At 52.1% G+C, this 26,705-nt stretch carries 29 protein-coding genes, 1 tRNA gene and 1 other annotated feature; of the genes, 21 read left to right on the plus strand and 9 right to left on the minus strand.

The genetic code is table 11. The annotated features are described in order from the left end of the window. Positions 1–73: 73 nt before the first annotated feature. The 3 genes from pxpB to AC4G46_RS13285 are packed head-to-tail and all read left to right on the plus strand — an operon-like array spanning position 74 to position 2,723. Positions 74–859 (plus strand): 5-oxoprolinase subunit PxpB, encoded by a 786-nt coding sequence (pxpB, locus tag AC4G46_RS13275; RefSeq protein ID WP_491128350.1) that lies wholly within the window; start codon positions 74–76, stop codon positions 857–859. Continuing rightward, a complete protein-coding gene (locus AC4G46_RS13280) occupies positions 856–1,923 on the plus strand; it encodes a 5-oxoprolinase subunit C family protein (protein WP_491128351.1) in 1,068 nt (355 codons plus the stop codon). Before pxpB ends, AC4G46_RS13280 begins: the two co-directional genes overlap by 4 nt. Positions 1,924–1,958: 35 nt before the next feature. Continuing rightward, a complete protein-coding gene (locus AC4G46_RS13285) occupies positions 1,959–2,723 on the plus strand; it encodes a LamB/YcsF family protein (protein WP_491128352.1) in 765 nt (254 codons plus the stop codon). A 133-nt stretch (positions 2,724–2,856) separates the two neighbouring features. On the opposite strand, the gene AC4G46_RS13290 is transcribed toward AC4G46_RS13285, so the two are convergent. Then, complete coding sequence (locus tag AC4G46_RS13290) at positions 2,857–4,140, minus strand: ammonium transporter (protein ID WP_491128353.1); 1,284 nt, start codon at positions 4,138–4,140, stop codon at positions 2,857–2,859. Between the two features lie 127 nt (positions 4,141–4,267). Then, a complete protein-coding gene (locus AC4G46_RS13295; protein ID WP_491128354.1) occupies positions 4,268–4,627 on the minus strand; it encodes a P-II family nitrogen regulator in 360 nt (119 codons plus the stop codon). A 363-nt stretch (positions 4,628–4,990) separates the two neighbouring features. On the opposite strand from AC4G46_RS13295, the gene AC4G46_RS13300 reads away from it, so the two are divergent. Beyond that, positions 4,991–5,740, plus strand: a complete 750-nt coding sequence (locus tag AC4G46_RS13300; RefSeq protein ID WP_491128355.1) for a hypothetical protein — start codon at positions 4,991–4,993, stop codon at positions 5,738–5,740. Positions 5,741–5,858: 118 nt separating this feature from the next. Here AC4G46_RS13300 and AC4G46_RS13305 read toward each other — a convergent pair whose 3' ends face one another. From AC4G46_RS13305 to AC4G46_RS13315, 3 genes are all read right to left on the minus strand, one after another. After that, a complete protein-coding gene (locus AC4G46_RS13305; protein WP_491128356.1) occupies positions 5,859–6,530 on the minus strand; it encodes a DUF1796 family putative cysteine peptidase in 672 nt (223 codons plus the stop codon). A gap of 9 nt (positions 6,531–6,539) precedes the next feature. Next, a complete protein-coding gene (locus AC4G46_RS13310; protein WP_491128357.1) occupies positions 6,540–7,034 on the minus strand; it encodes a ferritin-like domain-containing protein in 495 nt (164 codons plus the stop codon). A gap of 156 nt (positions 7,035–7,190) precedes the next feature. Beyond that, a tRNA-Val gene (locus AC4G46_RS13315) sits at positions 7,191–7,262 on the minus strand. Positions 7,263–7,345: 83 nt separating this feature from the next. Here AC4G46_RS13315 and AC4G46_RS13320 point away from each other — a divergent pair. Together AC4G46_RS13320 and AC4G46_RS13325 are read left to right on the plus strand one after the other, a co-directional pair. Continuing rightward, entirely contained in the window at positions 7,346–7,732 is a 387-nt protein-coding gene (locus tag AC4G46_RS13320; protein WP_491128871.1) for a cupin domain-containing protein, read from the plus strand. Between the two features lie 138 nt (positions 7,733–7,870). Then, the gene (locus AC4G46_RS13325; protein WP_491128358.1) at positions 7,871–8,317 is read left to right on the plus strand and encodes an NUDIX hydrolase; all 447 of its coding nucleotides are present in this window, start codon (positions 7,871–7,873) and stop codon (positions 8,315–8,317) included. 75 nt (positions 8,318–8,392) lie between these two features. Here AC4G46_RS13325 and metG read toward each other — a convergent pair whose 3' ends face one another. Then, entirely contained in the window at positions 8,393–10,060 is a 1,668-nt protein-coding gene (gene metG / locus AC4G46_RS13330) for a methionine--tRNA ligase (protein WP_491128359.1), read from the minus strand. Positions 10,061–10,118: 58 nt separating this feature from the next. After that, positions 10,119–10,384 (minus strand) — a binding site (T-box leader). Between the two features lie 118 nt (positions 10,385–10,502). Between metG and AC4G46_RS13335 the strand changes: the two genes are divergently transcribed. From AC4G46_RS13335 to AC4G46_RS13365, 7 genes are all read left to right on the plus strand, one after another. Further along, complete coding sequence (locus AC4G46_RS13335) at positions 10,503–10,721, plus strand: hypothetical protein (protein ID WP_491128360.1); 219 nt, start codon at positions 10,503–10,505, stop codon at positions 10,719–10,721. Positions 10,722–10,832: 111 nt separating this feature from the next. Continuing rightward, a complete protein-coding gene (locus AC4G46_RS13340; protein WP_491128361.1) occupies positions 10,833–11,276 on the plus strand; it encodes a GNAT family N-acetyltransferase in 444 nt (147 codons plus the stop codon). A gap of 114 nt (positions 11,277–11,390) precedes the next feature. Further along, on the plus strand, positions 11,391–11,627 hold the full coding sequence (locus AC4G46_RS13345) for a DUF3892 domain-containing protein (protein ID WP_068723548.1): 237 nt from the start codon (positions 11,391–11,393) through the stop codon (positions 11,625–11,627). 191 nt (positions 11,628–11,818) lie between these two features. Further along, positions 11,819–13,372, plus strand: coding sequence for a spore germination protein (locus AC4G46_RS13350; RefSeq protein WP_491128362.1), 1,554 nt, complete (start codon positions 11,819–11,821; stop codon positions 13,370–13,372). Next, positions 13,369–14,520 carry a Ger(x)C family spore germination protein gene (locus AC4G46_RS13355; RefSeq protein WP_491128363.1) on the plus strand — a complete coding sequence of 384 codons (1,152 nt, stop codon included), beginning with the start codon at positions 13,369–13,371 and terminating at the stop codon, positions 14,518–14,520. Before AC4G46_RS13350 ends, AC4G46_RS13355 begins: the two co-directional genes overlap by 4 nt. Positions 14,521–14,570: 50 nt before the next feature. Beyond that, on the plus strand, positions 14,571–14,732 hold the full coding sequence (locus tag AC4G46_RS13360) for a hypothetical protein (protein ID WP_491128364.1): 162 nt from the start codon (positions 14,571–14,573) through the stop codon (positions 14,730–14,732). A 22-nt stretch (positions 14,733–14,754) separates the two neighbouring features. Continuing rightward, on the plus strand, positions 14,755–15,861 hold the full coding sequence (locus tag AC4G46_RS13365) for a GerAB/ArcD/ProY family transporter (RefSeq protein ID WP_491128365.1): 1,107 nt from the start codon (positions 14,755–14,757) through the stop codon (positions 15,859–15,861). 3 nt (positions 15,862–15,864) lie between these two features. Here the strand turns inward: AC4G46_RS13365 and AC4G46_RS13370 are convergent, their stop codons facing one another. Continuing rightward, on the minus strand, positions 15,865–16,602 hold the full coding sequence (locus AC4G46_RS13370; RefSeq protein WP_491128366.1) for an MBL fold metallo-hydrolase: 738 nt from the start codon (positions 16,600–16,602) through the stop codon (positions 15,865–15,867). 163 nt (positions 16,603–16,765) lie between these two features. Here AC4G46_RS13370 and AC4G46_RS13375 point away from each other — a divergent pair, with 163 nt between their 5' ends. After that, entirely contained in the window at positions 16,766–17,317 is a 552-nt protein-coding gene (locus tag AC4G46_RS13375; RefSeq protein WP_491128367.1) for a copper amine oxidase, read from the plus strand. A gap of 89 nt (positions 17,318–17,406) precedes the next feature. After that, complete coding sequence (locus tag AC4G46_RS13380; protein WP_039872519.1) at positions 17,407–17,730, plus strand: DUF1292 domain-containing protein; 324 nt, start codon at positions 17,407–17,409, stop codon at positions 17,728–17,730. Between the two features lie 108 nt (positions 17,731–17,838). On the opposite strand, the gene AC4G46_RS13385 is transcribed toward AC4G46_RS13380, so the two are convergent. Then, complete coding sequence (locus AC4G46_RS13385) at positions 17,839–19,314, minus strand: aminotransferase class I/II-fold pyridoxal phosphate-dependent enzyme (RefSeq protein WP_491128368.1); 1,476 nt, start codon at positions 19,312–19,314, stop codon at positions 17,839–17,841. Positions 19,315–19,407: 93 nt separating this feature from the next. Between AC4G46_RS13385 and AC4G46_RS13390 the strand changes: the two genes are divergently transcribed. The 4 genes from AC4G46_RS13390 to AC4G46_RS13405 all read left to right on the plus strand — a co-directional run bounded on the left by AC4G46_RS13390 (position 19,408) and on the right by AC4G46_RS13405 (position 24,068). Then, a complete protein-coding gene (locus AC4G46_RS13390) occupies positions 19,408–20,694 on the plus strand; it encodes an MFS transporter (RefSeq protein WP_491128369.1) in 1,287 nt (428 codons plus the stop codon). A gap of 306 nt (positions 20,695–21,000) precedes the next feature. Continuing rightward, complete coding sequence (locus tag AC4G46_RS13395) at positions 21,001–21,597, plus strand: YkzI domain-containing protein (protein WP_491128370.1); 597 nt, start codon at positions 21,001–21,003, stop codon at positions 21,595–21,597. 332 nt (positions 21,598–21,929) lie between these two features. After that, the gene (gene gnd, locus AC4G46_RS13400) at positions 21,930–23,342 is read left to right on the plus strand and encodes an NADP-dependent phosphogluconate dehydrogenase (protein ID WP_491128371.1); all 1,413 of its coding nucleotides are present in this window, start codon (positions 21,930–21,932) and stop codon (positions 23,340–23,342) included. A gap of 180 nt (positions 23,343–23,522) precedes the next feature. Then, positions 23,523–24,068 carry a shikimate kinase gene (locus AC4G46_RS13405; protein WP_491128372.1) on the plus strand — a complete coding sequence of 182 codons (546 nt, stop codon included), beginning with the start codon at positions 23,523–23,525 and terminating at the stop codon, positions 24,066–24,068. Between the two features lie 28 nt (positions 24,069–24,096). Here AC4G46_RS13405 and AC4G46_RS13410 read toward each other — a convergent pair whose 3' ends face one another. After that, positions 24,097–24,405, minus strand: coding sequence for a rhodanese-like domain-containing protein (locus AC4G46_RS13410; RefSeq protein ID WP_491128373.1), 309 nt, complete (start codon positions 24,403–24,405; stop codon positions 24,097–24,099). Positions 24,406–24,518: 113 nt separating this feature from the next. Between AC4G46_RS13410 and aroA the strand changes: the two genes are divergently transcribed. Beyond that, positions 24,519–25,811 carry a 3-phosphoshikimate 1-carboxyvinyltransferase gene (aroA, locus tag AC4G46_RS13415; RefSeq protein ID WP_491128374.1) on the plus strand — a complete coding sequence of 431 codons (1,293 nt, stop codon included), beginning with the start codon at positions 24,519–24,521 and terminating at the stop codon, positions 25,809–25,811. Positions 25,812–26,170: 359 nt separating this feature from the next. Next, positions 26,171–26,605: a CoA-binding protein gene (locus tag AC4G46_RS13420; RefSeq protein WP_068723572.1), complete on the plus strand. Its 435-nt coding sequence runs from the start codon at positions 26,171–26,173 to the stop codon at positions 26,603–26,605. The last annotated feature ends 100 nt before the right edge of the window (positions 26,606–26,705 follow it).

Below are 26,705 nucleotides of genomic sequence, written 5' to 3' on the forward strand. Positions count from 1 at the left end.
TCATCATAATTTTTCGATAGAGGATAATCCGGTATAATAAGGATTATTACGTGGGCGGAAAGGGAGGTTCTCATTGGAAAACGAGGCGGAAGATCATGTATTTCATCTGCAAGAGCATACGGATGAAGGATTGCCCCGGATTATCCCGTTAGGTGATTCGGCCGTGTCAGTAATCTTTGAGGCAGCGATCAGTCCGCAGACCCACCGCCGTGTCAGGGCGGTTTGCAGCAGGCTGGTGTCCGCTCCCTTTACAGGGATGATTGAATTTGTCCCTTCCTTTTACTCGGTTGCTGTATATTACGATGGCCCGGCTGTCCTTAGAGCCTATCCGCAGTATATCGCCCAAGGAGAAGAATATTATCCCTTTCCAATAGTAGCTGTCCTGCTGGAGGAGATGTTGAAGCTCGCTCTGGAACAGGCTGATCCGGTTCCAAGAATAGTCAGCATTCCTGTGTGCTATGGAGGTGAAACCGGTCCTGACCTGGAGTTTGTGGCGCAGCATAACGGGCTCTCGGTACAGGAGGTTATTGATATTCATTCATCGGCTGATTATCTGGTGTATCTGCTTGGTTTTGCCCCGGGCTTTCCGTATCTCGGAGGGCTGTCTCCGGCGATTTCCACTCCGCGGCGCCCTTCGCCTCGGCTGGCTATCCCTGCGGGCTCGGTCGGGATAGCGGGTGATCAGACCGGCGTCTATCCGCTGGAGACGCCGGGAGGTTGGCAGCTGATCGGCCGGACACCGGTTGCCCTGTTCAGGCCGGATGCGGTTCCGCCGGTAAGGCTTCAGGCCGGCGATCTCGTCCGGTTCTATCCGGTCTCGTACAGTGAGTTCTCGGCCTGGAAGGATGATAGGCTATGAGTCTGCTGATTATGAAGCCGGGTCTGTTAACCACTGTCCAGGATCTGGGAAGATACGGCTATCAGCAATACGGAGTAATTGCCGGCGGTGCGATGGACAGCTATGCTCTGCGAATGGCCAACCTGCTGGTTGGCAACGAAGAGCAGGCAGCCGGGCTGGAAATGACGATGCTTGGACCGGAAATTACATTTGCCGCTCCTGCACTTATTGCCGTCTGCGGCGGCGGGTTAGCGCCGCTGCTGGACGGGCAGCCGCTGCCGCTCTGGCGGACAGCCCATGTGCCCAAGGGAGCAAGGCTGCATTTCGGGCGCCTGCCCGGAGGATGCAGGGCTTACCTCGCCGTTGCCGGAGGAATCGATGTTCCGGTTCAGCTGAACAGCCGCTCAACCTACCTGCGAGCCGGAATCGGCGGCCATCAGGGCCGGGCACTGCGCTCCGGCGATGTGCTGCCTGTCGGCACGCCTTCAGGCAGGGCTGCAGCCTGGACAGAACGGCTGACCCGGGGGCGGGGTGCCGAGAGGGTAGTCAGGGAGCGTGTGAATAACAGACAGCTTGAAGGGCAGTCTGCCGGTAATTCAGGAGCGGAGGCTGCAGCTATCGCTGCCTGGTATCCTGTGCCGGCGATGATTCCTGATTATCCGAAAGCTCCGGTAATCCGGGTAATTGAGGGCGAAGAGTACGAAATGTTCAGCTCTGAAAGCCGCCGGCGCTTTTTGTCTGAACCGTATACGATCCTCCCCGAATCGGACCGTATGGGCTACCGTCTGTCCGGCAGCGCTCTGTCACTGGTACTGGAACAGAGTCTGCTCTCAGCGGCAGTCACCTTTGGGACGATCCAGGTGCCTGCCGAAGGTGGCCCGATCATCTTGATGGCGGACCGGCAGACAACCGGGGGTTATCCGAAGCTGGCCCAGGTGATTACGGCAGATCTGCCGCTTCTTGCGCAGGCACCCCCTGGCAGCCGGATCTGTTTCCGGCTCGTCACGCTGAGAGAAGCGCAGAAGCAGCTGCTGCGGCGGGAGCTTGAGCTGCGCCGGCTTCGGCTAGTGCTGCAGCATGTGTAACAGTCTGCCAAAATACATACTGGAGGCTACAGCCAATGAAATCTGTAGATTTAAACTGTGATCTGGGCGAGGGCTTCGGTGCATACAGGCTTGGAAGGGAGGAAGAGATCCTTCCGTTCATAACCTCAGCGAACATTGCCTGCGGCTTCCATGCCGGTGATCCGGGTACCATGTCGCAGACAGTGCTGCTGGCACTGAAGCATGAAGTGGCAGTCGGCGCGCATCCCGGCCTGCAGGATCTCGCGGGATTCGGGCGCAGGGAGATGAGAATCACTCCGCGGGAGGCTTACGAGCTCACAGTGTACCAGGTGGGAGCTTTGTGGGGGTTTGTACGGGCAGAAGGGGGCGTGCTGCAGCATGTCAAGCCGCACGGTGCGTTATACAATATGGCTGCAGCTTCCGCCGGTCTGGCCGAGGCGATTGCCGAGGCCGTGTACCGGATTGAGCCGGCGCTGATTCTGTTCGGTCTGGCCGGCAGCGAGCTGATCCGGGCCGGTAACAGGGCCGGACTGCGCACGGCTAGCGAGGTTTTTGCCGACCGCACTTATCAGAATGACGGGGCGTTAACGCCCAGAAGCCGGCCGGATGCACTGGTGACAGATGAACAACAGGCGCTGCACCAGGTACTGAGAATGGTACAGGAGGGCAAGGTCCGCTCGACGGACGGAAGAGATGTAGCTATAGCCGCGGAAACCATCTGTTTGCACGGCGATGGTCATCATGCCGTTGAATTTGCCTCAGCAATCCGCAGCTCCTTAGAGAATGCAGGAATAACAGTGCAACGCATCCGTAGAGGATAAACCGGCACGTATACTATTTAGATAGATAAAAAAGAAACCCCGCTTGCAGAAATGGCAGCCGTTGCCCATTTCCGAAGCGGGGTTGTTTGGTAGGTTTGAATATTCCTGTTACAGGTCCGGTTATAACTTCAGATTAATCCTCCGAGCCGGTCCGCAGCAGCAAGGCTTCATCAATTCCGGGCTGATCGCTGAACCGTTCAAGCTCGTTGTATGCCGGGATGCCGTGCATAGCCATGTCCAGACCTTCTTCTTCCTCGGCAGCGCTCACCCGTAGTCCGACAGTCCGCTGAATCAGTTTGGCCGCGCCATAGCTCATGACAAAACCCCATACCATTACAACCACCACACCTAACAGCTGTACACCGAGCTGGTGAAACTGTCCGGTAGTAAACAGACCTTCCTGTGTATCAAAGAGACCGACAGCCACTGTTCCGAAGGCGCCGTTAATTCCGTGTACCGCAACAGCGCCTACCGGATCGTCCACTTGCATTTTATCGATGGCCAGTGTACCCAAAATAACTAATACACCCGCAATCAGGCCGATCACAATAGCGGAGTAGGGGCTGACAAAAGCACATCCGGCAGTGATGCCGACCAGACCGGCCAGCGCGCCGTTCATGGTCATGCTCGGATCAGCTTTGCCGAAGCGGAACATGGTGAAAATCATGGCCGATGTACCGCCGGCAGCTGCAGCCAGCATCGTATTCAGAGCAATAACAGAAAGGCTGGAATCCGCTGCATTCAGCGTGCTTCCGGCATTGAAGCCGAACCAGCCGAACCAGAGAATGAAGGTGCCCGCTGAAGCAAGCGGAATGTTACTTGGGGCAAATACGTTTACGCTGCCATCCGTATTGAATCTGCCCCTGCGAGGTCCAAGCACCTTGGCAAAGGCAAAGGCTGCGGCACCGCCGAGCGCATGGATCGCCGCCGATCCGGCGAAGTCCTTCATGCCCAGGCGGGCCAGCCAGCCCTCCGGATTCCAGACCCAGTGGCCGGAGACCGGATACAGGACCGCTGCTACGAATAAAGCAACAAGTATATAGGCTTTAAAAGACATCCGCTCCGCTACCGCCCCGGAAATGATAGAGATGGCAGCAATCGCGAAGCCGATCTGAAACAGAACATAAGCCGATAACGGAAGGTTTAAATCTATATTCAGAGACTGTGAAGCCCCCCAGAAATCGAAGCTGATCAGGCCGGCAAAGTCCTTTCCGAACATGATTCCGAAGCCAACCAGAAAAAAAGCCAATACCCCGACGGTAAGATCCACAAAAATCTTCATGGTGACATTCACCGCATTTTTCGTCCGCACAAAACCCGCCTCGAGCAGGCTGAAGCCGCCCTCCATAAACACAACCATAGCCGCAGCCAGCACAACCCAAACCGTATTTAAAGCGATATCCGTTCCGGCATTCATGATGTTACCCTCCCTGTCACATATACAACACAGTAATGATATAAGGGGAGGGCAGAAAATGTCAACATCAAATGTTATGTTTACTTACACCAAATTTAGCTAAAAGACAATGTTAGTTTGTACTTTTCTACATATCGCTTTGTTTTAACTCATCAATGGTTTCGTCAGCTTTGCCGGTCCGGATGTTGTACATCTCAAGCAGCGGAAGCACAAAAATCTTCCCGTCCCCCATTTCCCCTGTCTGGGCCGTATCAATAATAGTCTTGATCGTCTCGTCCACTTTATGGTCAGACACGACGATTTCCAGCTTGATTTTGTGGTGCAGATTGACGGTATACGATTTGCCTCTGTACACTCCGGTAGTGTTTTTTTGCTGGCCGCGCCCCTGTGCCTGTGTAACAGTGAATCCGGTGACCTCGATTGTGCGGAGTGCGTCGATGACTTCCCTAAGCTTTTCAGGACGGATGATCGCTTCAACTTTTTTCATATGGTTCCTCCAAAAAATCAGTGTAGCTGCAATGTGAATTGTACCACAACATTTGCACTCACAGGTATCTCATAAAAACGGAAGCAGTAAGGAATATAGAAGGAAAGATGGGCGTCGCCGCGAAATATATTTTAAAGCAGATTAGCTGCTGAAATAACATAACAAACCAAGAAAATCAGAAAATCGTCAGACCTAAAGATGCCGCGTATTTCATTACTCAAGCTACAGAGCAGGGGTGGAATCCTCAAGAAAAAGGTGCGCCGGCTGTTTTTGTGCTGGATGGGGATATTTTAAAGAGAAGAATGTAGCTGTACACCATAGGGTTCTCTTGGTTAATATATGGTTTAAAATGGGAGGGTTAACGTGGAAGTAATATTAGTGCTAGCAGCGGCTATACTGTATCCGGCACTACTATACAGGATCTTCCGGTTCGTTCATGACAAAAGCGGTCTGCGATTGTATTGGATGATAGTGCCGTTTTGCTTCATTATCAGCTTGTACATCCCGTTTCTGTATTCCTATATTAAGGATCCGGACGTCTTATTCACACTGGAGGCTGTGGTTGATTATTCATTGAAATCGGGATTTCTGACCTTTCTGGTCATCCCTTCTGTTACAGCGGCCTTATTATACACATTATATGGTTATCTCAGAATCAGCAGAGGGTCCGTCGCCCTCATGTCTGCAGTATGTATCGCAGGTGCGGCGGGAATCTGGTCAGGCGGCAGCGCGGTGGACCGCTTGCTTAATGAACCATCAATCGGCTGGGAGCAGCTCGGGGCTGATGAGGTTGCCGGGGCAGGGATGTGGATCTACAGTGACGGACTAAATGGTGAGAACCGTTACATCGAGCTGAATGAACAGGAGACGGATCAGGTCAGAATTATGCTTAATTCAATTCCTGAGTCTGCGGTGAATGAAATTCCGTATGCTGAACGCACACTGGCTTTTGAAATTGACATCAGGTTGATTAAGAACGTACAGCGGTCGATCCGGGTTCATTATGACAAACGGGAAATCTACGCCACAATAACGGATAAGCGGAGCCAAAAGCATTTTTCCGTCCAATCTGCCGGGTTAAAAGACTTCTTCGAGCATAAGCTGCAGGAGTGAGGGGAGGGCGAGCAGATTGTAAAAGGCCACTGTCAGCAATTGTTTGCTGCAGTGGCTTTTTATGACACGGGAGCAAATTCCGGTAAGGTAAGCCGGTAATTGAATAGCGGAGTAACTATTACTTCAGTCTTATCCCGTTCAGTATATAATCCCAGTTCGAATAATCGTTCATGTCCCCCGGAACCTCGAGTGCGCACACATGCTCCATACCCCACGGCAGTTCTCGGGTAAGAGTTAAATGTTCTACCGGGTTAAGAATCAGAATCGTATAGCTTCTCCCTTTAAGCAATGTGGATAAAAGATGCCGGAGCTCATATACTTCTTCATAGCTGGCAGACCAACGGATAAACAGACTGTTACTGCTAAGCAGCAGATTGGCCCAGAAGCGCGTGATGCGGCGGTCAAGCTTTTGCCTGTAGGCCGGATAGAAGGAACGCCAATCCGCATTCGAGATAATCGGAAAATCATGTGCGGATATGATGTTATACTCGGAATCCCTGATCAAATAGGATTTAGAAAGACTCTGACCGTCAGAGCCGTCATACACCGGATTTCCGTCGTTTAGATAAAAATGAGTCTCATCCAGCCTGCTCAGATTTTCAAGAGCCATAAAGCGGTTAAAGCGGCTTTTTATCAAACGGGTCACATCGCTCAGTGAAGCAGAGATCATCCAGTCCAGAGGCATGGAGAACTTACGGAGGCCGTATCGTCTCAAATTAATGGCAGGTGCGCAGGAGGAGCCGAGGCTGACTATGAGGTCGTATTCTATTTTAATATCCTGAAGATTCATGAATGGTATTCACCGTTTAGCAGCTAAATTTTGTATTAACAGATTATTGTACTTGGCTGCATGCTTTTGTTCATCAAGAATAATGCCATACAAAGTATCCTTATAGACACCATACGGCAGGCCAAACCATATCTTCCGGTACTTCTCAACTGCTGACAATTCTCCTTGAAAGGCTTTTTGTAACCCGGAAATATACGAATCGGCCTGCTCAGGAATTTCGTTGCTTACCCCAGTCACTTCTTGTCCTGTAATTTCTCTGTACATCTGCCGGAACATTTGATTATGCATCCGTTCGTCATTCCGGATGGAGATGATCACATCAACCTGTCCCTGGTCGGGGGCAAGCCGGATGAGTTGATCATAGAAGAGCTCATCATTTCGTTCCCCTTGTACAGAATCTTTCATTAAACGAAGTGCTTCTTGAGTTGAGGTAGCCCAAACGGGCACAAAAGTTGAACTGCGGAGAACCGGATAAACGTTATGCACCGGATAAAAGCTATACATGAGTATGAACCTCCAATATTAAAAGGATTTACGATAATATTATGCACATTAGCCTAATCTGTGAATGATTACCGTATATGCCTTCAGAAGGTACACATCCGTGTGACGAAGAAGTACAATAAAAAAGAAGCCTTATAAAATAAGGCTTCTCACGTATAGGACGGATGGGGTTCGAACCCATGACCCCTACCCTGTCAAGATAGTGCTCTCCCGCTGAGCTACCGTCCTGCAACGAAATTTATAATACCACAGCATGTCAGCTGATGGCAACTATTATTTTCTGAATGTAAATTTAGCATCTCATTTTTGATATCCGCTCACTCGATCCCGGAAAGTACTCCTATCCATTTCATTTTCATAGAAATGCAGAAGAGATTTTTGTAATGATAGAGGGGAAGGCCATGCTCAGAACACCGGAGGGAATCCAGGAGCTGAGTGCAGGGGATATTGTGTTTTTTGAGACCGGACCGGAAGGGGCGCACCAGCTGTATAATCATACGGAGGTTCCGTGCAGGTATTTTGATTTGCGTACCAATAACGGATTGGATGTAGCGGAATACCCCGATTCGGGTAAAATCAATATTTTACCCTATGAAGAGCTGTACCAGTCGGCAGACCGGGTGGATTATTACAAAGGGGAGGACAAGACCCGGGAGCAATGGGAACGGCTGGCTGAACTAAAACGAAAGGACACTTAAAGTCCTGTAAGCACCAGACGGCGGATGTCGCCGGAACCCAATGTATCTTCGTATGAGAAAAGAGCGCGACAGCTAAAAACCGGCTGTTATATAATGGAATTCGTTTATAATCATTATGATGACAAAGGTGGGCGGCCGGTGAAAGTTACGATACATAAAACAGGTATAGAGGAAGCCTTGCTCAAATATGTAGTGATTGCGGCAAGGCAGGATGGCCGGTGGATCATGGCCAGGCACCGTGAACGGACTACTTGGGAGTTCGCCGGCGGACATATTGAGCCGAGTGAACCGGCGGATGCTGCTGCGGGCAGGGAGCTGTATGAGGAGACCGGTGCAGAGGAGTTTTCCTTGACTCCGGTCTGTGTGTATTCGGTAGCTATTCAGGGAGTGCCCGAGAGCTTCGGCAAGCTCTATCTGGCGGATGTCCGGAGATTCGGGCAGATCCCGCAATATGAAATGGCTGAAATTAAAAGCTTCACAGAAATTCCGGAAGAAGTGACGTACCCGCATATCGTTCCTGTGCTTGTGGCTGAAGTGAAACGGTTTTTGCTGGAGATGCAGCCGGGCAGGACCGGAGCTGTATAAATGTTCGACCGGAAAGTGCTCCGGACGGCATAAGAATGGGTCTCAGGGCTATACCCGGATGTTTATTTTGCACATCTAACCGGCTCCGGTCATTTGCGCTTGAAGCCGCTCTGTCTCTTCCTCGATCTGCTCCAGATCAATCCGCTCAAACAGCAGGGTCAGGTCCTGAATGGTCTGTCCCGCAGGTACGGAGATGCTGTGCCAGCAGGGCTGCTCAAGAGAGAGGAAGGAGCGGATCCGGCCGCAGGAAAAAGGAATAAAGGGATCTAACAGGTTAGCCAGGTTGGCAATAATCTGTACGCTGTTATACAGGGTATGGCTGCAGGCTGCGGGATTCTCCTTTAAGGTTGCCCAGGGCTTCTGCTCGTCGAAGGATTTATTAGCCTGGCGGACTGTTGCGAAAATGCCCTCAAGCGCGTCCTTGAACCGGCCTGCTTGAATAAGCTTTCCGGCTTGCAGATACGATTCATTAATCGCATCGCTCCATAGCGGATCTGCTTCTCCCTGGGGCACCCGGCCGGCAAACGCCTTATTAATGAAGGCCAGGGTCCGGTTGACGAAATTTCCGAAGGCTCCGAGCAGCTCACTGTTATGGCTATAAATAAATTCCCTCCAGGAAAAATCAGTGTCCCGCTTCTCGGGACCGTTCGCTATGAGGAAATAGCGGAGAGAATCCGGCTGATAGCGGCTGAGTATATCGGGAACCCAGACCGCCCAGTTCCGGCTGGTGGAGAATTTCTGGCCTTCCAGGGTCATGTATTCGCAGGCAAACAGCCGGTCCGGCAAATGCAGTCCGCCCGCGCCAGTAAGAATAGCGGGCCAAATGAGACTGTGGAACGGCACATTGTCTTTGCCGTGCACATAATAGGCGCGGATGTCCCGGCCGGGAGTACTGTCACCGCTGCTTTCCAGCCAGAAGTCCTCCCAGCTCCCGCCTGTTTGCCGGGCCCACTGTTTGCTGGCGGACAAATAACCGCTGACCGCCTCGATCCAGACGTAGATTTTTTTGCCGCTGAAGCTGCTGACCGGCACATCTACCCCCCAATCCAGATCGCGGGTTGCTGCACGGTCCTGTAGTCCTTCCTCCAGGTACCTCTTAGTGAGCCGTACTGCATTCTCCCTCCAGCCGATTCCGGCATCTGCGTAAGCAGCCAGCTCATCCTGCAGCTTCGACAATGCAAGATAATAATGCTCGGTAGGTCGCAGTACAGGAGGGCTTCCGCAGATTTTGCAGACCCGTTCCAGCAGATCGGCCGGATCAAGCAGAGCTGAGCAATAATCGCATTGATCACCCCTCGCCGGCTGTCCGCAGTGCGGACAGATCCCCTCCACGTAGCGGTCCGGGAGAAAACGCCGGTCCTGCTCGCAGTAGCACTGCAGCGTGGACCTGGTATACAGATATCCCTGGTCCAGCAGCTGGAGAAAAAGCTCCTGGACGACCCGGTGATGGTCCGGCTGATCTGTGCGTGTATACAGATCATACGTGAAGCCCAGCCTGCTGAAGCACTCCACGAACTCATGATGGTACCTTCCGGCAAATTCTCCCGGAGAAACCCCTTCCTTGGCGGCCTGGACCGCCACCGGTGTTCCGTGACAATCACTGCCGGATACGTACAGCACATTGTCGCCGGCAGCCCGGTGGTACCGGGCCAGAATGTCACCGGGCAGAATGCTTGCCAGTCTGCCAAGATGCAGGGAGCCGTTGGCGTAAGGCCAGGCCCCGCCGATAAAAATGTTTGCCATTTGTTCTTCTCCTCCTGCTGATTCAATTGTTTGAACAACAAAAAAGACTCCTGTCCCCAAAAGGGACGGGAGCCTGTGCTCACGTGTTACCACCCAACTTCGTTAATGCCTTGCGGCATTCACCTCTTCAGGTACGCCGCCGGTCAGACGGGTATACCCTAGCATGTTAACGGATGCAGGTTCCGTCGCAGCCTACAACCGTTCAAAGGGTTTCGGTGCGCAGCTCAGAGACCATATTCCCGTGGGTTTTCTCTACTCCTTTTCAGCGGACGGAGCTCTCTGTGAGAGAATTGCCAAGGTACTCTTTCTCTTCCTAGCTTTTGTTATATCCTAATTAATGGATATATTAATACCGGCTGCAGCTGAAGTCAAGCATAAGTTTAATATCCTGACTAAACGTCAAAGCTGGAAACAGCAGATCTGATTAGGAGGAGAGAATCATATGCACAAAGCCAGTAAGAATATTATTACAGGCCTCTGTACGGCGCTGCTGCTGGTGCTTACCGGTTGTACGGCTGCTTATCAGGCACCGAAGGCTGCACCGGTACACAGTATGACCGAACTGGGCGGCAACCTGGATCCCCTGGATCGAACGGTGTCGCCGGTAATACGGGATGTGTATGACCGTTCCATTCCTGATGAGGTGTACTCAGCTGATTAAACCTGCGGATAAACCGGTCTTTTGGCGGACAGCAGTTTCCCTATACAGATATTCGAAAATTCTGTATAATAATTCAACTGTCGTTTGACATAGAGAGGAGAAGCAGAGAACATGGCAGCGGAAATCGTACATGTAACAACTGAGGAACAGCTTCAGATGGGGCTGGACATACGCAAAAAAGTTTTCGTGGAGGAGCAGCAGGTTCCGGCGGAAGAGGAGATCGATGAATACGATGTAATCGGCGATCAGGTGCATCATCTGCTGGTTGTGGATGACGGTGTTCCGGTAGCTGCCGGCAGGCTGATTTACTATAAAGCGGGCTCTGCCAAGATGCAGCGGATCGCTGTGCATAAGGAATACCGGAGCAAGGGATACGGCCGTGTCCTGCTGATGGCGCTTGAAGAGCGCGCCAGGGAGCTGGGACTTGTGTTCTCGGTGCTGGATGCGCAGTGCCAGGCTGAAGACTTCTATGCCAAGCAGGGATATGAGGTTATCTCGGATGAGCCGTTCTATGATGCTGGCATTCTGCATGTCAGAATGCAGAAGAAGCTCTAGAAGCTCTAGAAGCTCTAGAAGCTCTAGAAGCTGAAGATACATACTTCTTCGCAGCGGAGGGAAATCTACCTGTGTGCCATAAGGCGAATCCAAACGCGAAGGAGAGAATCCGCAGTGATCAACAATGAACGCGAACGTTTTGTAGCGGCGCAGAGAAATGGTGACGGCGATCTGCTGAAGTTTCAGACTTCCTCTGGACGTGTACTAGATTATCAGCAGGCGCTGCAGGAGGTTCAGGCCGGCAGTATTGCCGGCGTGAACGTGTTCAAAGGGAAAGACGGCGAAATGTATATCCGCGGTGATGCGGACGGGGATCCTACGAATAATCTGGATCAGCTGCCGCAATTTTAAAGACATCAACGTATATGAAGACTGGACATGCGCTCTAACAGGCGTGTGTCCGGTCTTTTTTACTTTGGGTTCCCGGTAAGTACCTTAGTAATCACCGAAATTAAAGACTCACTTTGATGGGGGGCTTGTCGTATAGTTCAATGGGAAATGGCGGATAATGTGGTTATTAAAACTGCCGGGGGAGGCTGCAGATGTTCTCATTATTCCGTAAATCTAAATCAACCGCCGGCAGGTCTCCGAAAACAGCCCAGGCTGACCGGTCTGAACCCGGAGCTTCGCTTGAGCAGCGGCTTGGCTGGTTCCAGGAACGCTTGGACAACTGTGTGGATGCAGTGTTCAGAACCTTCTCGGGGACTGGCGGACAGCAGTACGCCCTGGTATTTCTGGGCGGGATTGTTGATCTGGAGCTGCTGCAGGAGGATTTGATCAACCCGATTATTGGAGAAGGCGGAACGGATAGTCAGGCTAAGGGACAGGCTGTTGATTTCAGCCGTCTGCTGATTACCTCTTGTAATGTTACCGGGCAGTGCGGGGAGGCGCTGCAATATGTACTGGAAGGTGCGGCGGTCCTGATTATAGCCGGTGAACCGCGCATGATCTGTTATCCATACGCCAAATTTGAGAAACGCAGTATATCGGAAGCACAGAATGAGGTAGTGATCCGCGGCTCCCGTGAAGCTTTTATCGAGGAGGTCCGCACCAATGTTACGATGCTTCGCCGCCGAATCAGAAGTCCGGAGCTTAAGATTCAGAGCAGCTATATAGGGAAGCATACCCGTACGGAAGTGCTTGTCATTTATATGGAGGGGATTTGCAGGCCGGAGCTTGTGGAGGAGGTTCAGCACCGGCTGTCCAAAATTGAAATTGACGGTGTGCTTGAGAGCAGCTATCTGGAGGAATTCATTGAGGATCACCCGTTCTCCCCGTTCCCGCAGATCCAGAATACAGAGCGGCCGGATACGGCTGCTGCTGCCCTGCTGGAAGGACGGATTATTATCCTGACCGACGGAACCCCAATGGCGCTGATCGCACCGGTTACCTTTCCTGTCTTTTTCCAATCGCCTGAAGACTATTACCAGCGCTCCTACGCCTCCACCTGGATACGCTGGATCAGAGCGATGTTCATGTTTGTTTCCCTGCTGGCCCCGTCCTTTTATATTGCGCTGACTACCTATCATCCGGAGATGGTACCCGCCAGTCTGCTGTTCAGTATTGCTGCGGCACGTGAGCCCGTTCCGTTCCCGGCTCTGTTTGAAGCGTTCATCATGGAAATTGTTTTCGAAGGGCTCAGGGAAGCCAGTATCCGCATCCCTTCGGCAATCGGGCAGGCGGTATCCATACTCGGCACGCTGGTAATCGGGGAGGCGGCCGTCCGTGCGGGAATCGTGTCATCGCCTATGGTAATTATCGTCTCACTGACGGGGATTTCCTCCTTTATTGTACCCAGCTACAGTCTGGGCCTGACGCTGCGGCTGATCCGCTTTCCGATCATGATTCTTTCGGGGAGCTTCGGTCTGCTTGGATTGTCGATCGGGATGTATCTGGTGCTGCTTCACCTGGTGGTTTTAACCTCGTTCGGAGTGCCGTATCTGGCTCCGGTAGCACCTTTTAAATGGAAAGATATTAAGGATACCTTTATCCGTGCGCCATGGAAGCTGATGAAAAACCGTCCTTCCGTATATGGAATCGACCCGACAAGAAGGCTGAAGAGCCAATTATACGAAAATGGGGATGAACAGGATTGAGCGGTCTTCTGGTACACAAAAGAATACTCCCGCTGCTCTTGCTCATTATTATGCAGTCCCTCGTGCTCACCGGCTGCTGGTCCAGAATCGAAATCAATGACCGGCTGCTGGTAGTGGCCCTGTTCATAGATGAGCCAGTGGACGGCAAGGTACAGCTCACTTTGGGCTACGCCAAGCCAAATCAGATATCCTCCGGGGCAGGAGGGGAGTCTCCCAGCTCGTCCACACCTTATGCCACTGTTAAAGGGGAAGGGCGTGATATCTCGGAGGCTTACCGCAACATCCAGACCAATATTTCGCGTGAAATTTTCTGGGGACAGGTAAAAGTCATTGTGATGAGCGAAGGGTATGCCCGTACGGGCGTTGAGCCGCTGCTGGATTTTGTGAACCGTAAACCGTCGATTCCGCTTAAAACCTACATCCTGGTGGCCAAAGGAAAAGCTGAGGATATCTCGCAATTCCCAACCCAGATTGAAAAATTTCCGAGTGAAATATTCCGTGAGCTGGTCGCCCGCAAAAAAATTGTGGTTGGCAGCGTGAAGCATTTCATGATTGCCCGCGAATACGGGAGAGGCATGATTCTGGCTTATGTCAGTCCAAATCCGGACACATCCCAGGGGAATAAGATCAGGGTGCTCGGTTCGGCGCTTTTCCAGGATAACCGTATGATCAGTAGTTTGGATTTATTTAAGACCAGGGGAGCCATGTGGCTGCGGGGCAATATCAAAGATGCGATCATTACTTTTCCTTCCCCGACAGATAAAAAGCTAATTAGCCTGTTGGTGATCGGCGCCAAGTCGCGGATTAGTCTAAAGCTGCAGGACGGTAAATTTAAATATACCCTTAAGCTTGATGTAGAGAGTATTATCGATTCCTCCGATTCCTCGCTGGACACGACGGAGCCGGATTCGATACGGGAGCTTGAAAGGATTCTGGGCGATGAAGTAGAATCGAGAATCCGTCAGGCCTTTGAGGCTTCCCGCGAAGCGGGCAGCGATGCTTTTCAGCTCGGCGCGTATGTCGCCTGGAACTATCCGGCAGAATGGAAGAAGGTAAAGGAGGATTGGAGCAGTGTCTATAAGGAGCGGATCGGGCTGGATATACAGACGAAAGCCGTAATACGTCTGCTGGGCGCCCAGAAAAAATAGCTGGAGGGATGGATGTGGCCGCCGTTTCATTGCTGTTTCTGCTGATCTTTATGTTTGAAGTCTTGTACCTAAAGATTAAGCAAAGAAAGCTGCGCACCTACGTCGTAGTATTTGGGGTGATGCTGCTTTCTCTGGTGTATAATCTGGCTGCCGCCCTTATGCCCGGAGCGCTGAATCCCAATCTGATTATCGAAGCCGTCCTGGGAAAATAAACGCCAGTAAGGAGAGTCTAGTGTGAAGCATGTATCTGCCTCGCAGTTCGTTATGCTGCTGACGATTTATCTTTATTCAGAGAATGCCGGCTTTTTGATCTCCCCGATCATCAAAACGGCTTCCTATAATGCCGTGTTGTCGGTGATTCTGGGGAGTGTTACGGGGATGATCCTTATTCTGATCGGTACGGCGGTTGCACGCAGGAATAATCGCGAGTATTTTGCCGTGTTCGGCAAATATATCGTAGGCAAATGGGTCCACATCCCATTGATGCTGCTGCTTATCGTATATTTGCTCCACAGGGCGTCCATGAGCATGCGCAATGTCGAGGACTTCCTGATGATCAATCATTTGCCGACAACACCCGAGACAGTCATCGCCATTATCCTGGGTGCTGCGGTTGCGCTGACTGTGCGTGCAGGAATCCAGGCGATTGCAAGAATTGCAGAGGTGATCTTCTTTGTCAATCTGATTCTGCTTGTTAGTCTTACGCCGATCCTGCTTGGCATCGAGCTTCAGGCGCCGATGCTCCGGGCGTTCATCACCAATTTCGAGCTGAAGCGCACAGCAGCGGGAATGCTGCAGGCGACCCCCTGGTTCGGGGATGCTTTCGTAATTCTGTTTGTTTATCCGCATCTGAAGCATCAGATCAAAATCAGGCGGATGGTATTATGGGGCGTAGTACTCTCCGTAATCCTCATTTTGTCTTATCTTGTCCCAAGCATGCTGGCCTTCGGGCCGGAGCTGGCCGGAAGGTTGACCTACCCGGTAATGGAATATGTACGAAGCATGCGCATCGCCGATTTCATCGAGACGCTGGACCCGTTCCTGACTATCCTTTACATCCCGGCGCTGCTTCTCAAAATCAGCCTTCTGATCTATGCTGCCGTAATCAGTCTGGCCCGGCTGCTGTCGCTTCATGACTACAAGCCGCTTGCGTTTTCAGTGTCGGCGATCGTGGTGGGCTATTCGATCCATTTTGCCGACAATACTGCTGAGCTGCTTCATTTTATGACAGTATACTGGCCGACCTATGCCATCTGCATGCAGCTGATCCCGGCAGTGTACTGGGTGGTGCTGAAGATCCGGGGGGAGAATGCAGCTCTGCCGAAACCGAAAGGCCGTTAGTACTTACAACGGATAAACCGCATGCTGCTCCATAAAGGTCATCTCGGCCGTTTTGCCCTCGAACTCAGGCTTCTGGTCGCTGTAGTGCATCAGGCTGATCAAACGGCGTACGTCCTGCGGCAAAGTCAATAATTCTTCAAGCGATGTATGGATTGTACCCCGGCCTGTCAGCTGGCATTCATGAAAGATTTTGCGGACACCCTGCCTGCGGACGAGCTTCAGGAGTAATTCGGGCTGAAAGATCATATCGGCGCTGTAAAAAATATCCCCGTTCAGCAGCAGCGAGTAGCTTGCTTTTCCGCGGATATGCGGTGTGCTGATCAATTCCAGCGTTACCTCGGCCGAAAGGGTGTGAGGTGTGGCGGGCTCCAGCGGCTTTACTTCAAACGCTTCATCCAGTGAGCGGGGAGAACCATACTTCCCGGTGAGGCTTTTCCGGTAACTCTCCCGGAGAGACTCTATTAACGGCCCGGCTGCGAGCAGAGTCATTTTCCGGCCGGAGCCCGCATGCGTGAGCCTCGCGAGCTCAGGAAGACCGCCGGCATGATCACTATGGGTATGGGTAATCAATACGGCATCGATCTCACGGAACGAACGTCCGGCCGCCTCCAAAGCCAGCGGTGCCGTCGTCCCGCAGTCAATCATCAAGGTATAACCCGGGCTGAGCAGCAGCCCGTTATTATTATAGTAGTTAGTGGCATGGGCATCACCGGTGCCAAGCATTTGCAGTTGTACAGTCATACAGAGTTCCTCCAATGGTTTATTGCTGCCGGGGCAGAAAGGCATTATCTAAATATAGTATTATTTTAACCGGGATAATGAAATTATTACCTGTTTCCTCCGCAACTTGTAGCTGTATATGTAGTATATATTAACAGCATGAATTACTTGGAGGGTCTCAACGATGAGATGGAAAAAAATTGCTCTGTGCGTGGCTGTGTTTTCCCTGATGGGAGGCTCATTATTATTTGCGGATTCTGTAAATCAAAAGCTTAGAGTGTGGAGCAATGGAAAGGAGATGGCCGACGGGGGCTATCTGATTGACGGGAAGGCCTATATTCCCGCCAGGGAGGCCGGAGGTGTCGTCAGCTGGGACGGCTCAGGCAAAGTGACGATCCTCAAACCGAATGTACAGATCGTATTGTTCAACGGTGATAAGGTATTTGGCAATGTCAACGTGGGCAAGCTCAAGATCAAGGTGCTGACCCAGGTGGACAGTCTGACTGATGAAATCGCAGCTGTGAAGGTGGCGATTACTGACCCTTCGGGTAATGCGAAAGATATTCAGTCCCAGGAGCTCGGCGGCTCGAAGAAGGAGGATTTCTGGTTCCCGACTTCAGAGTTCACCTATGACTTCAAGGAATCCGGAAAGTACCGTGTGGGCTTCTATATCAAGGCGTCCAAAGGCTCCGATTACGTTCTTGTGGCAGAGAAGGTAATTACGGCGCTGGATTAAGGTTTTTGGGCCATACGCAAATTGACCTGAACTTGCCATACGTGTTACGATACCCTAGCAGGATAATTCAATTAAAGTGAGGTATTTCAATGAGCGATCACAAACATGAGCATGGCCATGAACATGGTGAAGCATGCGGTTGCGGACATGATCACGACCATGAGCACGAGGAGTTTGTGCTGACCTTGACGAACGAGCAGGGCGAAGATGTAGAAATGGTACTGGTGGAAACGTTCGACGTAGGCGAGAAATTGTACGCGCTGCTGCTGGAACGCGAAAACCCTGAAGCAGACGGTATCATTCTGCGTATGGAAGAAGAGAACGAAGAAATGGTTCTTTACAACATTGAAGATGAAGCTGAATGGAAAGCTGTTGAAGAAGCTTACAACGAGCTGCTTGCCCAGCAAGAATAGATTTCAGTGCAGCTGAGGGCATGCCTGCCGGACAGGCAGCAGCGCTCCATGCACAAAACCCCGATACTGGTCCAGTATCGGGGTTTTGTTTGCCTTGGAAGCTGCCCGTCAGGAGATCGGGTCAGCTTCTACAATAACTTTGACAAAGTTGATGCTGCGGTCTTCCGGTCCTTTAACCGGGAGGCCGATTTCGACGTGGTCGATGATATAATCGATGTTGTCCTGGGTAATAACTTCACCAGGCAGCAGTATTGGTATTCCCGGCGGATAGACATAAATGAATTCAGCGATGATGTAGCCGGCGGATTCGCGGAACGGAACCAGCTGCGTATCAGCATAGAAAGCGTCGCGCGGAATCAGTGCAAGCTGCGGGATTTCTGGTACCTGTACCTTCAACTCGTAAATTTCACCCTTGCTGTAGTGTACGGCAGAAAGCACGCGCAGCGCGGAAATCAGCTTATCTACGGTTTCCTGGGTATCTCCGGGGGTAATCAGGCAAAGAATATTATACATGTCGCTAAGTTCAACTTCGATGTTATACTTCTGACGGAGCCAGTTCTCTGTCTCGTAGCCGGTAATGCCAAGGTGACGGACATGAATGTTCAGCTTGGTCGGGTCGAGATTAAAGGTAGCTTCTGTTCCGAGAATCTCTTTGCCGAAGCTGTACAAGCCGTCGATATTATTAATGGCTTCCCGCGCGTAATTGGACAGCGCGATCGTCCGTTCAGCCATCTCATGGCCGTTGAGGGCCAGATTGCGTCTGGAGGTATCCAGGGACGCCAGCAGGATATAGGAAGTGGACGTTGTTGTCAGCATGCTGATGATCGTCTGAACCCGCTGCGGATTGACCAGGCCGGTCTTCGCATTGAGATTCAGTACCGAGCTCTGCGTCATGGAGCCACCCAGCTTGTGAACACTGGTTGCTGCCATATCCGCACCGGCCTGCATGGCCGATACCGGCAGATCTTCATGAAAATGAATCAATACTCCATGCGCCTCATCCACCAGTACAGGTACTCCGTAGCTGTGAGCCAGGTCCACAATCGAACGCAGGTCGGCAACTACGCCGAAGTAGGTGGGATTGATGACCAGGACGCCCTTGGCGTCAGGATGACGCTTTAATGCCTTTTCCAGCGAGCTGGTGGTTATACCGTGGTCTATCCCAAGATTCTCATCCTGAACAGGTGAGATAAAGACCGGCTTGGCTCCGGAGAAAATAATGGCCGACATCACGGATTTGTGAATGTTGCGCGGCACTATTATTTTGTCTCCTTCCGAGCAGACAGAGAGGATCATAGTCATGATGGCATTGCTCGTGCCTTGTACGCTAAAATACGTGTAGTCGGCGCCGAAAGCCTGCGCAGCCAGCTTCTGAGCTTCTAGGATCACGCCCGTAGGCTGATGAAGATCATCAAGCGGTGCGATGTTGATCAAATCTATGGATAGCGCGTTATCGCCGATAAACTCACGGAATTCGGCATCCGTTCCTTGCCCCTTCTTATGCCCGGGAATATGGAATTGTACAGGGTTTCCGGCGGCATGCTTTTTGAGAGCGGTGAAGAGGGGAGTATCGTGTTGATTCATTTAATGCTGTCACAACCTTTCGCCAAGATTTATTTTTTTTAAGGCAAGCACCAGTATAACAAATCAATCACCATAATACTAGGATGTGATAAAATGACTGGCAAAGTTGCAGGACGTGTGCATATTAATCTGGCTTCGCCGTTTATTCTGGAAATGTGGGTAATCATTTTTCTGGTCGAGTTTGTAAAAGGATCCCTGCTCGTTGCCCTGCTCCCGGTGTACATGGAGAATATTCTCGGCTTGTCGGTTACGGTGGTCGGCTTTTCGTTCGCGCTGCAGTATCTGGGGGATAATCTGTTCCGCAGCCCGTTCGGCTGGGTCATGGAGCGGATCGGTTACCGCTGGACGATGACAGGATCGCTGCTGCTGATTGTCCTTGCTGTCGGTATGATTATCTATGCCAAAAATGCGGCAGCACTCTCGGTTGCCTGCCTGATTCTCGGGATCGGTACTTCCCCGCTGTGGCCGTGTACCATGACCGGTATAACCGAGCTTGCCGGTTCCACAGAGAGCGGCAGCAGCGGTGCGGCCATGGGTGCGGTCGAGATGGCTTCACTGGCGGGAACGGGCATCGGGCCCATTGTCGTCAATTTCATGATGGATCACGGGGGACAGAGCTACCGGACCGTGTTCCTTGTCCTTATGGGTTGTGCTGCCGCTGTTGCTGCGGTCGCGCTGCTGCTGCCATCGAGAATTGCCGTCCATGCGCCGCGTGTGGTGCGCAGCATGGACGGTGAACCCGGAGCTGCAGGCCGGCGGCCATTCCAGCCGCTGAAGAGCCTGAAGCGTACGATGCAGCAGGTCAGAACCTCGCTGAAGGTCAGCCGGCTGCTGTTCCCTGCGCTGTTTCTGCAGGCCTTTGCGATCGGCCTGATGACGCCTGTGGTGACGCTGTTCGCCCGCAGTGAGCTGCATGTGACGCCGAACCAGTTCAGCCTGCTGCTGATCGCCGGAGGCGGTATTACGGTGCTTACGCTCATTCCGGCCGGCAAGCTGGTGGACCGGATCGGAACGACCGTGTTCCTGAACATCGGCTTTCTGCTTGCGGCCGCTTCACTGGCCTTTTTCTCACAGGTGCGCTGGCTGCCGCTGGCCTTCGTTGCTGTAGCACTTGTCGGCATCAGCTATGCGCTGATTCTGCCGGCCTGGAATGCCTTTGTGGCCAAGCAGGTGCCGGCCGGGGAACGCGGCACCGTATGGGGCCTGTTCCTTACGCTTCAGGGCTCGGGGATGGTTGCCGGCCCCGTGCTGTCCGGCAGGCTGTGGGATTCGGTCAGCCACAGCGCCCCATTCCTGGCAAGCGCTGTTGTAATGGTGCTGCTGGCAGGGCTGCATCTGCTCATCGTCCGCCGGACCAGGCTTAAGCAGAGCGCGGGCTGATCCGGTGTGAGTTTTGACGACAGCCTTTAATAATTGAAGCGGCCCCGTTCAACCGGATCATGCTATATTCCGGAAGAACGGGGCCTGATTGCGTGTGCGGCTAAGTAAAAAACAGTGCCCGTTTGGGAATGCCGGAAAACGGGTAAAAATAGTCAATAAACCAAGTTACCGCTACATAAAATGAAGTATAAAATATCAGTAAGACGAACGAAAAAAGGAATTGCTTTCAAGTGGAGGTCCGGCCGTCGGTTTTACTCTGTGTATGCAGATGAAACTGCTTCAACAAAGCTGTTAGGGGGGAGTGCCGTGAACAAAAACGACGAGGTGGAGTACTGCAACCTGGAGCTGCGCTTTGACAGGCAGGATATCCAGAACCTGATCAAGGATTTGATCAAGGAAGGCTATTCCCTGTACTGGAGTGAGAATGAAACTGTATTTCTGATCTCGGTGCGTACCGGCCGCAAGCTGGTTAAGCTGCGTTTTCAGCAGATAAAGGACGGCTACAAGCTGGTCGGGGATTATATGATCCGTGATGCAAGGCTATCCGAGTGGATGGAGAAGCTGATCGGCGACATGCGGGGTCATGCAGTAGTCAAACGTTTTCGCGACCGGCAGATCATTATTGAGAACATTATGTTTGGCGAAGTGATACGGCTGGTGGAAATCTCCGGGTACCAGCAGCGTGTTTTATACCAGAAGGGTCCGCTGCTTACCGACCAGGAGCTGACAAAGCTGTTTTATTCAGTGGAGGGCGAGGAGCGTATCCAGCAGCGCAGGGTGGAAGTGGATGAGGAGCTTGACCGGCTGAATGAAGCGATGCAGAACGGGGACACTGCGCTGATGGAGGCATGCAGGGTGAAGCTGGCCGGTTTGTCCCGTGAACTGAATATGCTCGAATGGTAAAGGATCAGGGCATCCCGCAGGCGGGGTGCTCTTAATCTGTGCGGATATCTGTGATATATGATCCGGGATAATTAATGCCAAAGCTGCATGGTTACAGGTGTGAAACTGGCATTTCTTCATATGCTGTTCAACTTGTGGACAGGGGTTCACTTCTGGCGGCAAAAACGTTAAAATAGTCAAAGTGAGCAATTTCCTGATATTGAACGGCTTTGTCAATGAAATTGATCTCTCTTTCGCAGGCGGAACTTTGCTGTATCTGACAAAGGGTGGTATTCTGATACTGCGAGAAATGGATTTCACAAAAATATAGGGTGCAAAGGGTGGAGAACCAGATGGCAAAACAACAAATCGGCGTTATTGGCTTGGCGGTAATGGGTAAAAATTTGGCTCTTAACATCGAGAGCAGAGGCTTTTCCGTATCGGTATATAACCGTTCCCCGGAGAAGACTAATGACCTGATCGCCGAAGCTGAAGGCAAAAACTTGGTAGGTACCTTCTCTGTTGAAGAGTTTGTACAATCCCTTGAAGTACCGCGCAAAATTCTGATCATGGTACAGGCCGGTAAAGCAACGGACGCTACCATTGAGCAGCTTCTGCTGTATCTGGACCAGGGCGATATCATTATCGACGGAGGTAACGCATACTTCCCTGATACTGTACGCCGCAGTAAAGAGCTTGAAGACAAAGGCTTCCGCTTCATCGGCACTGGTGTGTCCGGCGGTGAAGAGGGTGCGCTCAAAGGTCCTTCCATCATGCCGGGCGGACAGGAAAGCGCCTATAAGCTGGTTGAACCGATTCTTACGGCAATTTCCGCCAAAGTGGACGGAGAGCCTTGCTGTACATATATTGGACCGGACGGTGCCGGACACTATGTCAAAATGGTCCACAACGGTATCGAGTACGGCGACATGCAGCTGATCTGCGAAGCCTACCAGCTTCTGAAAGACGTTCTTGGCCTTGATGCCAAGGAACTGCACAGCATTTTCAAGGAGTGGAACAGCGGTGAGCTGGACAGCTACCTGATCGAGATCACTACAGATATCTTCGCTCAGTACGATGAAGAGACCGGCAAACCGATGGTTGACGTTATCCTCGATGCTGCCGGCCAAAAGGGAACAGGCAAATGGACAAGCCAGAGCTCACTCGACCTGGGTGTGCCGCTGTCCATGATCACCGAATCCGTATTCTCCCGCTTCCTGTCTGCCATGAAGGAAGAGCGTGTGGAAGCCAGCAAAGTGCTGAGCGGACCAGAAGTAGAGCCATTCCAGGGCGACAAGGCAGAATTCATCGAGAACGTGCGCAGAGCGCTGTTTGCCAGCAAAATCGTATCCTACGCGCAAGGCTTCGCACAGCTTCGTGTAGCTTCCGACGAATATGGCTGGGATCTGAAATACGGCAGCCTGGCTAAAATCTGGCGCGGCGGCTGCATTATCCGCTCCCGCTTCCTGCAGAACATCACCGATGCCTACGAAACCAATCCGGATCTGAAGAACCTGCTGCTTGATCCGTTCTTCAAGGACATCATGAGCTCTTACCAGGCTGCATGGCGTAAAGTGGTATCTGCTGCTGTTGCACAAGGCGTACCGGTGCCAGGCTTCTCCAGCGCCCTTGCTTACTATGACAGCTACCGTACGGAACGTCTGCCTGCGAACCTGCTCCAGGCACAGCGCGACTACTTCGGTGCCCACACCTTCAAACGTGTGGATAAGGAAGGCGTCTTCCACCACAACTGGATTAACGAATAGTTCTGCACCATGCTTGCATGAAGAAGTCCGAATGGTTTCCCGGTTGCGGGAAGCATTCGGGCTTTTTTTGCATGGCGGTTATAATGTAACATCACTTGGCCAGGAAGCAGAGGGAAGTGGATTGTGCAATCTTTTGGGCGTGTGTTATGATATGACAAATGTCGCGGTTGGAGGGTAGTTATGTCGGGGGATAGAGAACAACAGTGTTCATATAAGCCTGAACCGGGAAGAAATATCATTCTGGTCGGGATGATGGGCACAGGAAAGTCAACCGTAGGTACGATGCTGGCCGAAGAGCTGGGGTACGAGCTGGTTGATCTGGATCATGTTATCGTCGAAAATGAAGGCCGGAGTATTGCGGATATCTTTGCCGCAGACGGTGAGGCGTATTTCCGGAAGGCGGAGTCGGCTGCCCTGCAGCGGATGCTTGAGGGAGAACGCAGAATTATTTCAACAGGAGGCGGCGCGGTGCTTGCACCGGGGAACGCTGAGATTATGCTTGCTAAGGGGCTTGTTGTAGCACTGACAGCCACAGAAGATGTTATTATTGCCCGTGTGAGCGGAGATGCGAACCGTCCGCTGCTCGCCGGCAACGCGCAGGATAGAGTCCGCGCCATTATGGAGCAGCGGCGTGAGGCCTACCGGTTCGCGCATTGCACGGTCGATACATCGGAGCTGAGTGCGGCAGAAGTGTCGCAGCATATTTTAATGCATTACCGCGGTTGAGCTTTTAAGTGTATTTGCAATTGGCTGTTTATGCCTCCCGCGTTTCGTTCCATTCCAGCATCCCGCCGCTCAGGTTGGAGGCTTGAATGCCGAATTGCTGCAGGTACTCGCAGACACGCTGGCTGCGTGCACCGGAACGGCAGATGAAGATAATGCCGGTATCAGCCGGAAGCTCTTCGCTGCGCTGCGGAATTTGTCCCATTGGAATATGCCGGGAACCTGGAATCATTCCGGTTGCAACCTCGTCATCCTCGCGGACATCGATCAGAAGCAGGTCCTCACCTGCCGCAAGACGCTGGCGCAGCTCATCTGGTGTAACTTGTGGAATATCGTTCATGGTTAAGACCCCTTTCTACCTGCAGAATATTGATATGATACCATAGCTTTGGACTACAGTGTCAAACCGAGCACTACATATCCCTAATACTACGAATAAGGAGCGTTTAAATAATGGATGTTATTGTTAGGCCCACACCGACCCTGCAAGGAGAAATTGGAGCACTGTCCTCCAAAAACTATACAACCCGGTACCTGCTGGTTGCAGCGCTGTCTGAAGGAGTCAGCACCATCTATCATCCTGCCCACAGTGAAGACAGTGATGCCATCCGCAGATGTATCGCTGATCTGGGTGCTGTCCTGACGGAAGACGATGAAAAAATCGTAGTACAGGGCTTCGGCAAGAACCCGCGTGATGTAAAGGAGCTGAACGTTGGCAATGCGGGAGCGGTACTGCGCTTTCTGATGGCTGTGGCTGCGCTCAGTCCCGAGGTTACTTTTGTTAATACTTATCCTGATTCCCTGGGTAAGCGTCCGCATGATGATCTGATTAAGGCACTGGGCCAGCTGGGCGTTGAAGTTGAGCATAATGATGGCAGACTGCCAATTACCATCCGCGGAGGCAAGCCAGCCGGCGGACGGATTACTGTATCCGGTGCAGTCAGCTCCCAGTATCTCAGCGCGCTGCTGTTCCTGACGCCGCTGCTGGAGGAGGATAGTGAGATTATCGTGCTGGATGACCTGAAATCCAAGGTCGTTGTAGGCCAGACCCTTGAGGTGCTGGAGCAGGCGGGTATCGTTGTACATGCTGCAGATGACTACATGTCCTTTAAGGTGCCGGGCCGTCAGTCGTATGCTGCCAAGTCCTACACTGTACAAGGGGATTATCCGGGATCGGCAGCTGTGCTTGCGGCAGCCGCTGTCACTAAATCCGACGTCAAGATTCACCGGCTCGCTGAGAAAAGCAAGCAGGGAGAGCGGGCGGTTGTTGATGTGCTGCGGATGATGGAGGTGCCGCTGACCCATGAGAACGGTATAGTGCATGTTCATGGCAATGGAATCCTGAAGGCCGTAGAATTTGACGGAGATGCAGCGACTGATGCTGTACTGGCAATGGTTGCTGCAGCCGTATTCGCGGAAGGAACCTCGCGGTTCTATAATGTAGAGAATCTGCGCTACAAGGAATGTGACCGTATTACAGATTACCTGGCTGAGCTGACCCGTGCGGGCGCCAAGGTGGAAGAGCGCCGCGACGAGATCATCGTACACGGTATGCCGGAAGGTGTAGAGGGCGGCGTAACCATCAACGCTCATTATGACCACCGTGTCATTATGGCGTTAACCGTAGTCGGCCTGCGCGCACGCCAGCCGCTGCTGATCAAGGACGCCCACCATGTCGCCAAGTCGTATCCGCAGTATTTTGACCACCTGCGTGAGCTTGGGGCCGATGTGGAATGGGTAAAATAGAAAAAGGGCGGATATGAGCGCTCTGTCGGGTGTTGGCTTAGCACAGTACTGAGCTAAGCTCCGCGGATTCTGCGGGTACGGCTATAACCAGACTCCGCTTACGTAGCGGGTGGTTCAAAGCAAGGTTTTGTGGAATACAAGGAGTGCAAAATAAGTCGGTTAAGAGCGTAGCAGTGTAGATAAAGAGGTGCTCTGTGCAGTATGCGGGGAGTACAGCTGTTGTTTGCTGATGCAGCCGACCATCACTTGTGTCTTATTACTCAGAAAGCTGCGATTCTTTGTGATATTCTTAGTGTTAGGGCATTTAAGTGATAGAAATGACTTCAAGACAAAGAACATTGACAGGGAGGAACATTACGATGAGTTTTGAGAATCCGAGCCGTGAACAAATTGGAGATATTCTTGCTTCTGCAGGCAATATTGCTGTTGTAGGCTTGTCCGACAAATCAGACCGCACCTCATACATGGTGGCTTACGCCATGCAAAGCCGGGGGTACCGGATCATCCCGGTGAATCCTACCGTGGACGGAGACATTCTCGGCGAGAAATGCTACCACACCCTGGCTGAAATTCCGGAGCCGGTTGATATTGTCAACGTGTTCCGACGCAGCGAATATTGCGCTGAAGTGGCTCAGGAAGCTGCTGACATCGGCGCCAAAGTGCTGTGGCTGCAGCAGGGCATTATCAGCCAGGAGGCAGCAGATATTGCTGCTGAGCATGGTATGACCGCAATTATGGACCGCTGCATCAAGGTTGAGGAAGCAATCACGATGCACGGGCGCAGCCGGGGCTAACCGGCTAATTTAAGCTGGAAACCGGCCGAGCGCATTGTTATACTGGCTTTAGACGAAGAACGTCCATTACCTGAAAGTTTACTTTCGGGCTGTGGGCGTT

The sequence above is a fragment of the Paenibacillus sp. fava2 genome (genome assembly GCF_058313675.1).

Coding starts and splice junctions, on each gene's coding strand:
- AC4G46_RS13280 (WP_491128351.1), top strand. CDS start 856: ATGAGTCTGCTGATTATGAAGCCGGGTCTGTTAACCACTGTCCAGGAT.
- AC4G46_RS13285 (WP_491128352.1), top strand. CDS start 1,959: ATGAAATCTGTAGATTTAAACTGTGATCTGGGCGAGGGCTTCGGTGCA.
- AC4G46_RS13290 (WP_491128353.1), bottom strand. CDS start 4,140: ATGAATGCCGGAACGGATATCGCTTTAAATACGGTTTGGGTTGTGCTG.
- AC4G46_RS13295 (WP_491128354.1), bottom strand. CDS start 4,627: ATGAAAAAAGTTGAAGCGATCATCCGTCCTGAAAAGCTTAGGGAAGTC.
- AC4G46_RS13305 (WP_491128356.1), bottom strand. CDS start 6,530: ATGAATCTTCAGGATATTAAAATAGAATACGACCTCATAGTCAGCCTC.
- AC4G46_RS13310 (WP_491128357.1), bottom strand. CDS start 7,034: ATGTATAGCTTTTATCCGGTGCATAACGTTTATCCGGTTCTCCGCAGT.
- metG (WP_491128359.1), bottom strand. CDS start 10,060: ATGGCAAACATTTTTATCGGCGGGGCCTGGCCTTACGCCAACGGCTCC.
- AC4G46_RS13335 (WP_491128360.1), top strand. CDS start 10,503: ATGCACAAAGCCAGTAAGAATATTATTACAGGCCTCTGTACGGCGCTG.
- AC4G46_RS13340 (WP_491128361.1), top strand. CDS start 10,833: ATGGCAGCGGAAATCGTACATGTAACAACTGAGGAACAGCTTCAGATG.
- AC4G46_RS13350 (WP_491128362.1), top strand. CDS start 11,819: ATGTTCTCATTATTCCGTAAATCTAAATCAACCGCCGGCAGGTCTCCG.
- AC4G46_RS13360 (WP_491128364.1), top strand. CDS start 14,571: ATGTTTGAAGTCTTGTACCTAAAGATTAAGCAAAGAAAGCTGCGCACC.
- AC4G46_RS13370 (WP_491128366.1), bottom strand. CDS start 16,602: ATGACTGTACAACTGCAAATGCTTGGCACCGGTGATGCCCATGCCACT.
- AC4G46_RS13375 (WP_491128367.1), top strand. CDS start 16,766: ATGAGATGGAAAAAAATTGCTCTGTGCGTGGCTGTGTTTTCCCTGATG.
- AC4G46_RS13380 (WP_039872519.1), top strand. CDS start 17,407: ATGAGCGATCACAAACATGAGCATGGCCATGAACATGGTGAAGCATGC.
- AC4G46_RS13385 (WP_491128368.1), bottom strand. CDS start 19,314: ATGAATCAACACGATACTCCCCTCTTCACCGCTCTCAAAAAGCATGCC.
- AC4G46_RS13390 (WP_491128369.1), top strand. CDS start 19,408: ATGACTGGCAAAGTTGCAGGACGTGTGCATATTAATCTGGCTTCGCCG.
- gnd (WP_491128371.1), top strand. CDS start 21,930: ATGGCAAAACAACAAATCGGCGTTATTGGCTTGGCGGTAATGGGTAAA.
- AC4G46_RS13405 (WP_491128372.1), top strand. CDS start 23,523: ATGTCGGGGGATAGAGAACAACAGTGTTCATATAAGCCTGAACCGGGA.
- AC4G46_RS13410 (WP_491128373.1), bottom strand. CDS start 24,405: ATGAACGATATTCCACAAGTTACACCAGATGAGCTGCGCCAGCGTCTT.
- aroA (WP_491128374.1), top strand. CDS start 24,519: ATGGATGTTATTGTTAGGCCCACACCGACCCTGCAAGGAGAAATTGGA.
- AC4G46_RS13420 (WP_068723572.1), top strand. CDS start 26,171: ATGAGTTTTGAGAATCCGAGCCGTGAACAAATTGGAGATATTCTTGCT.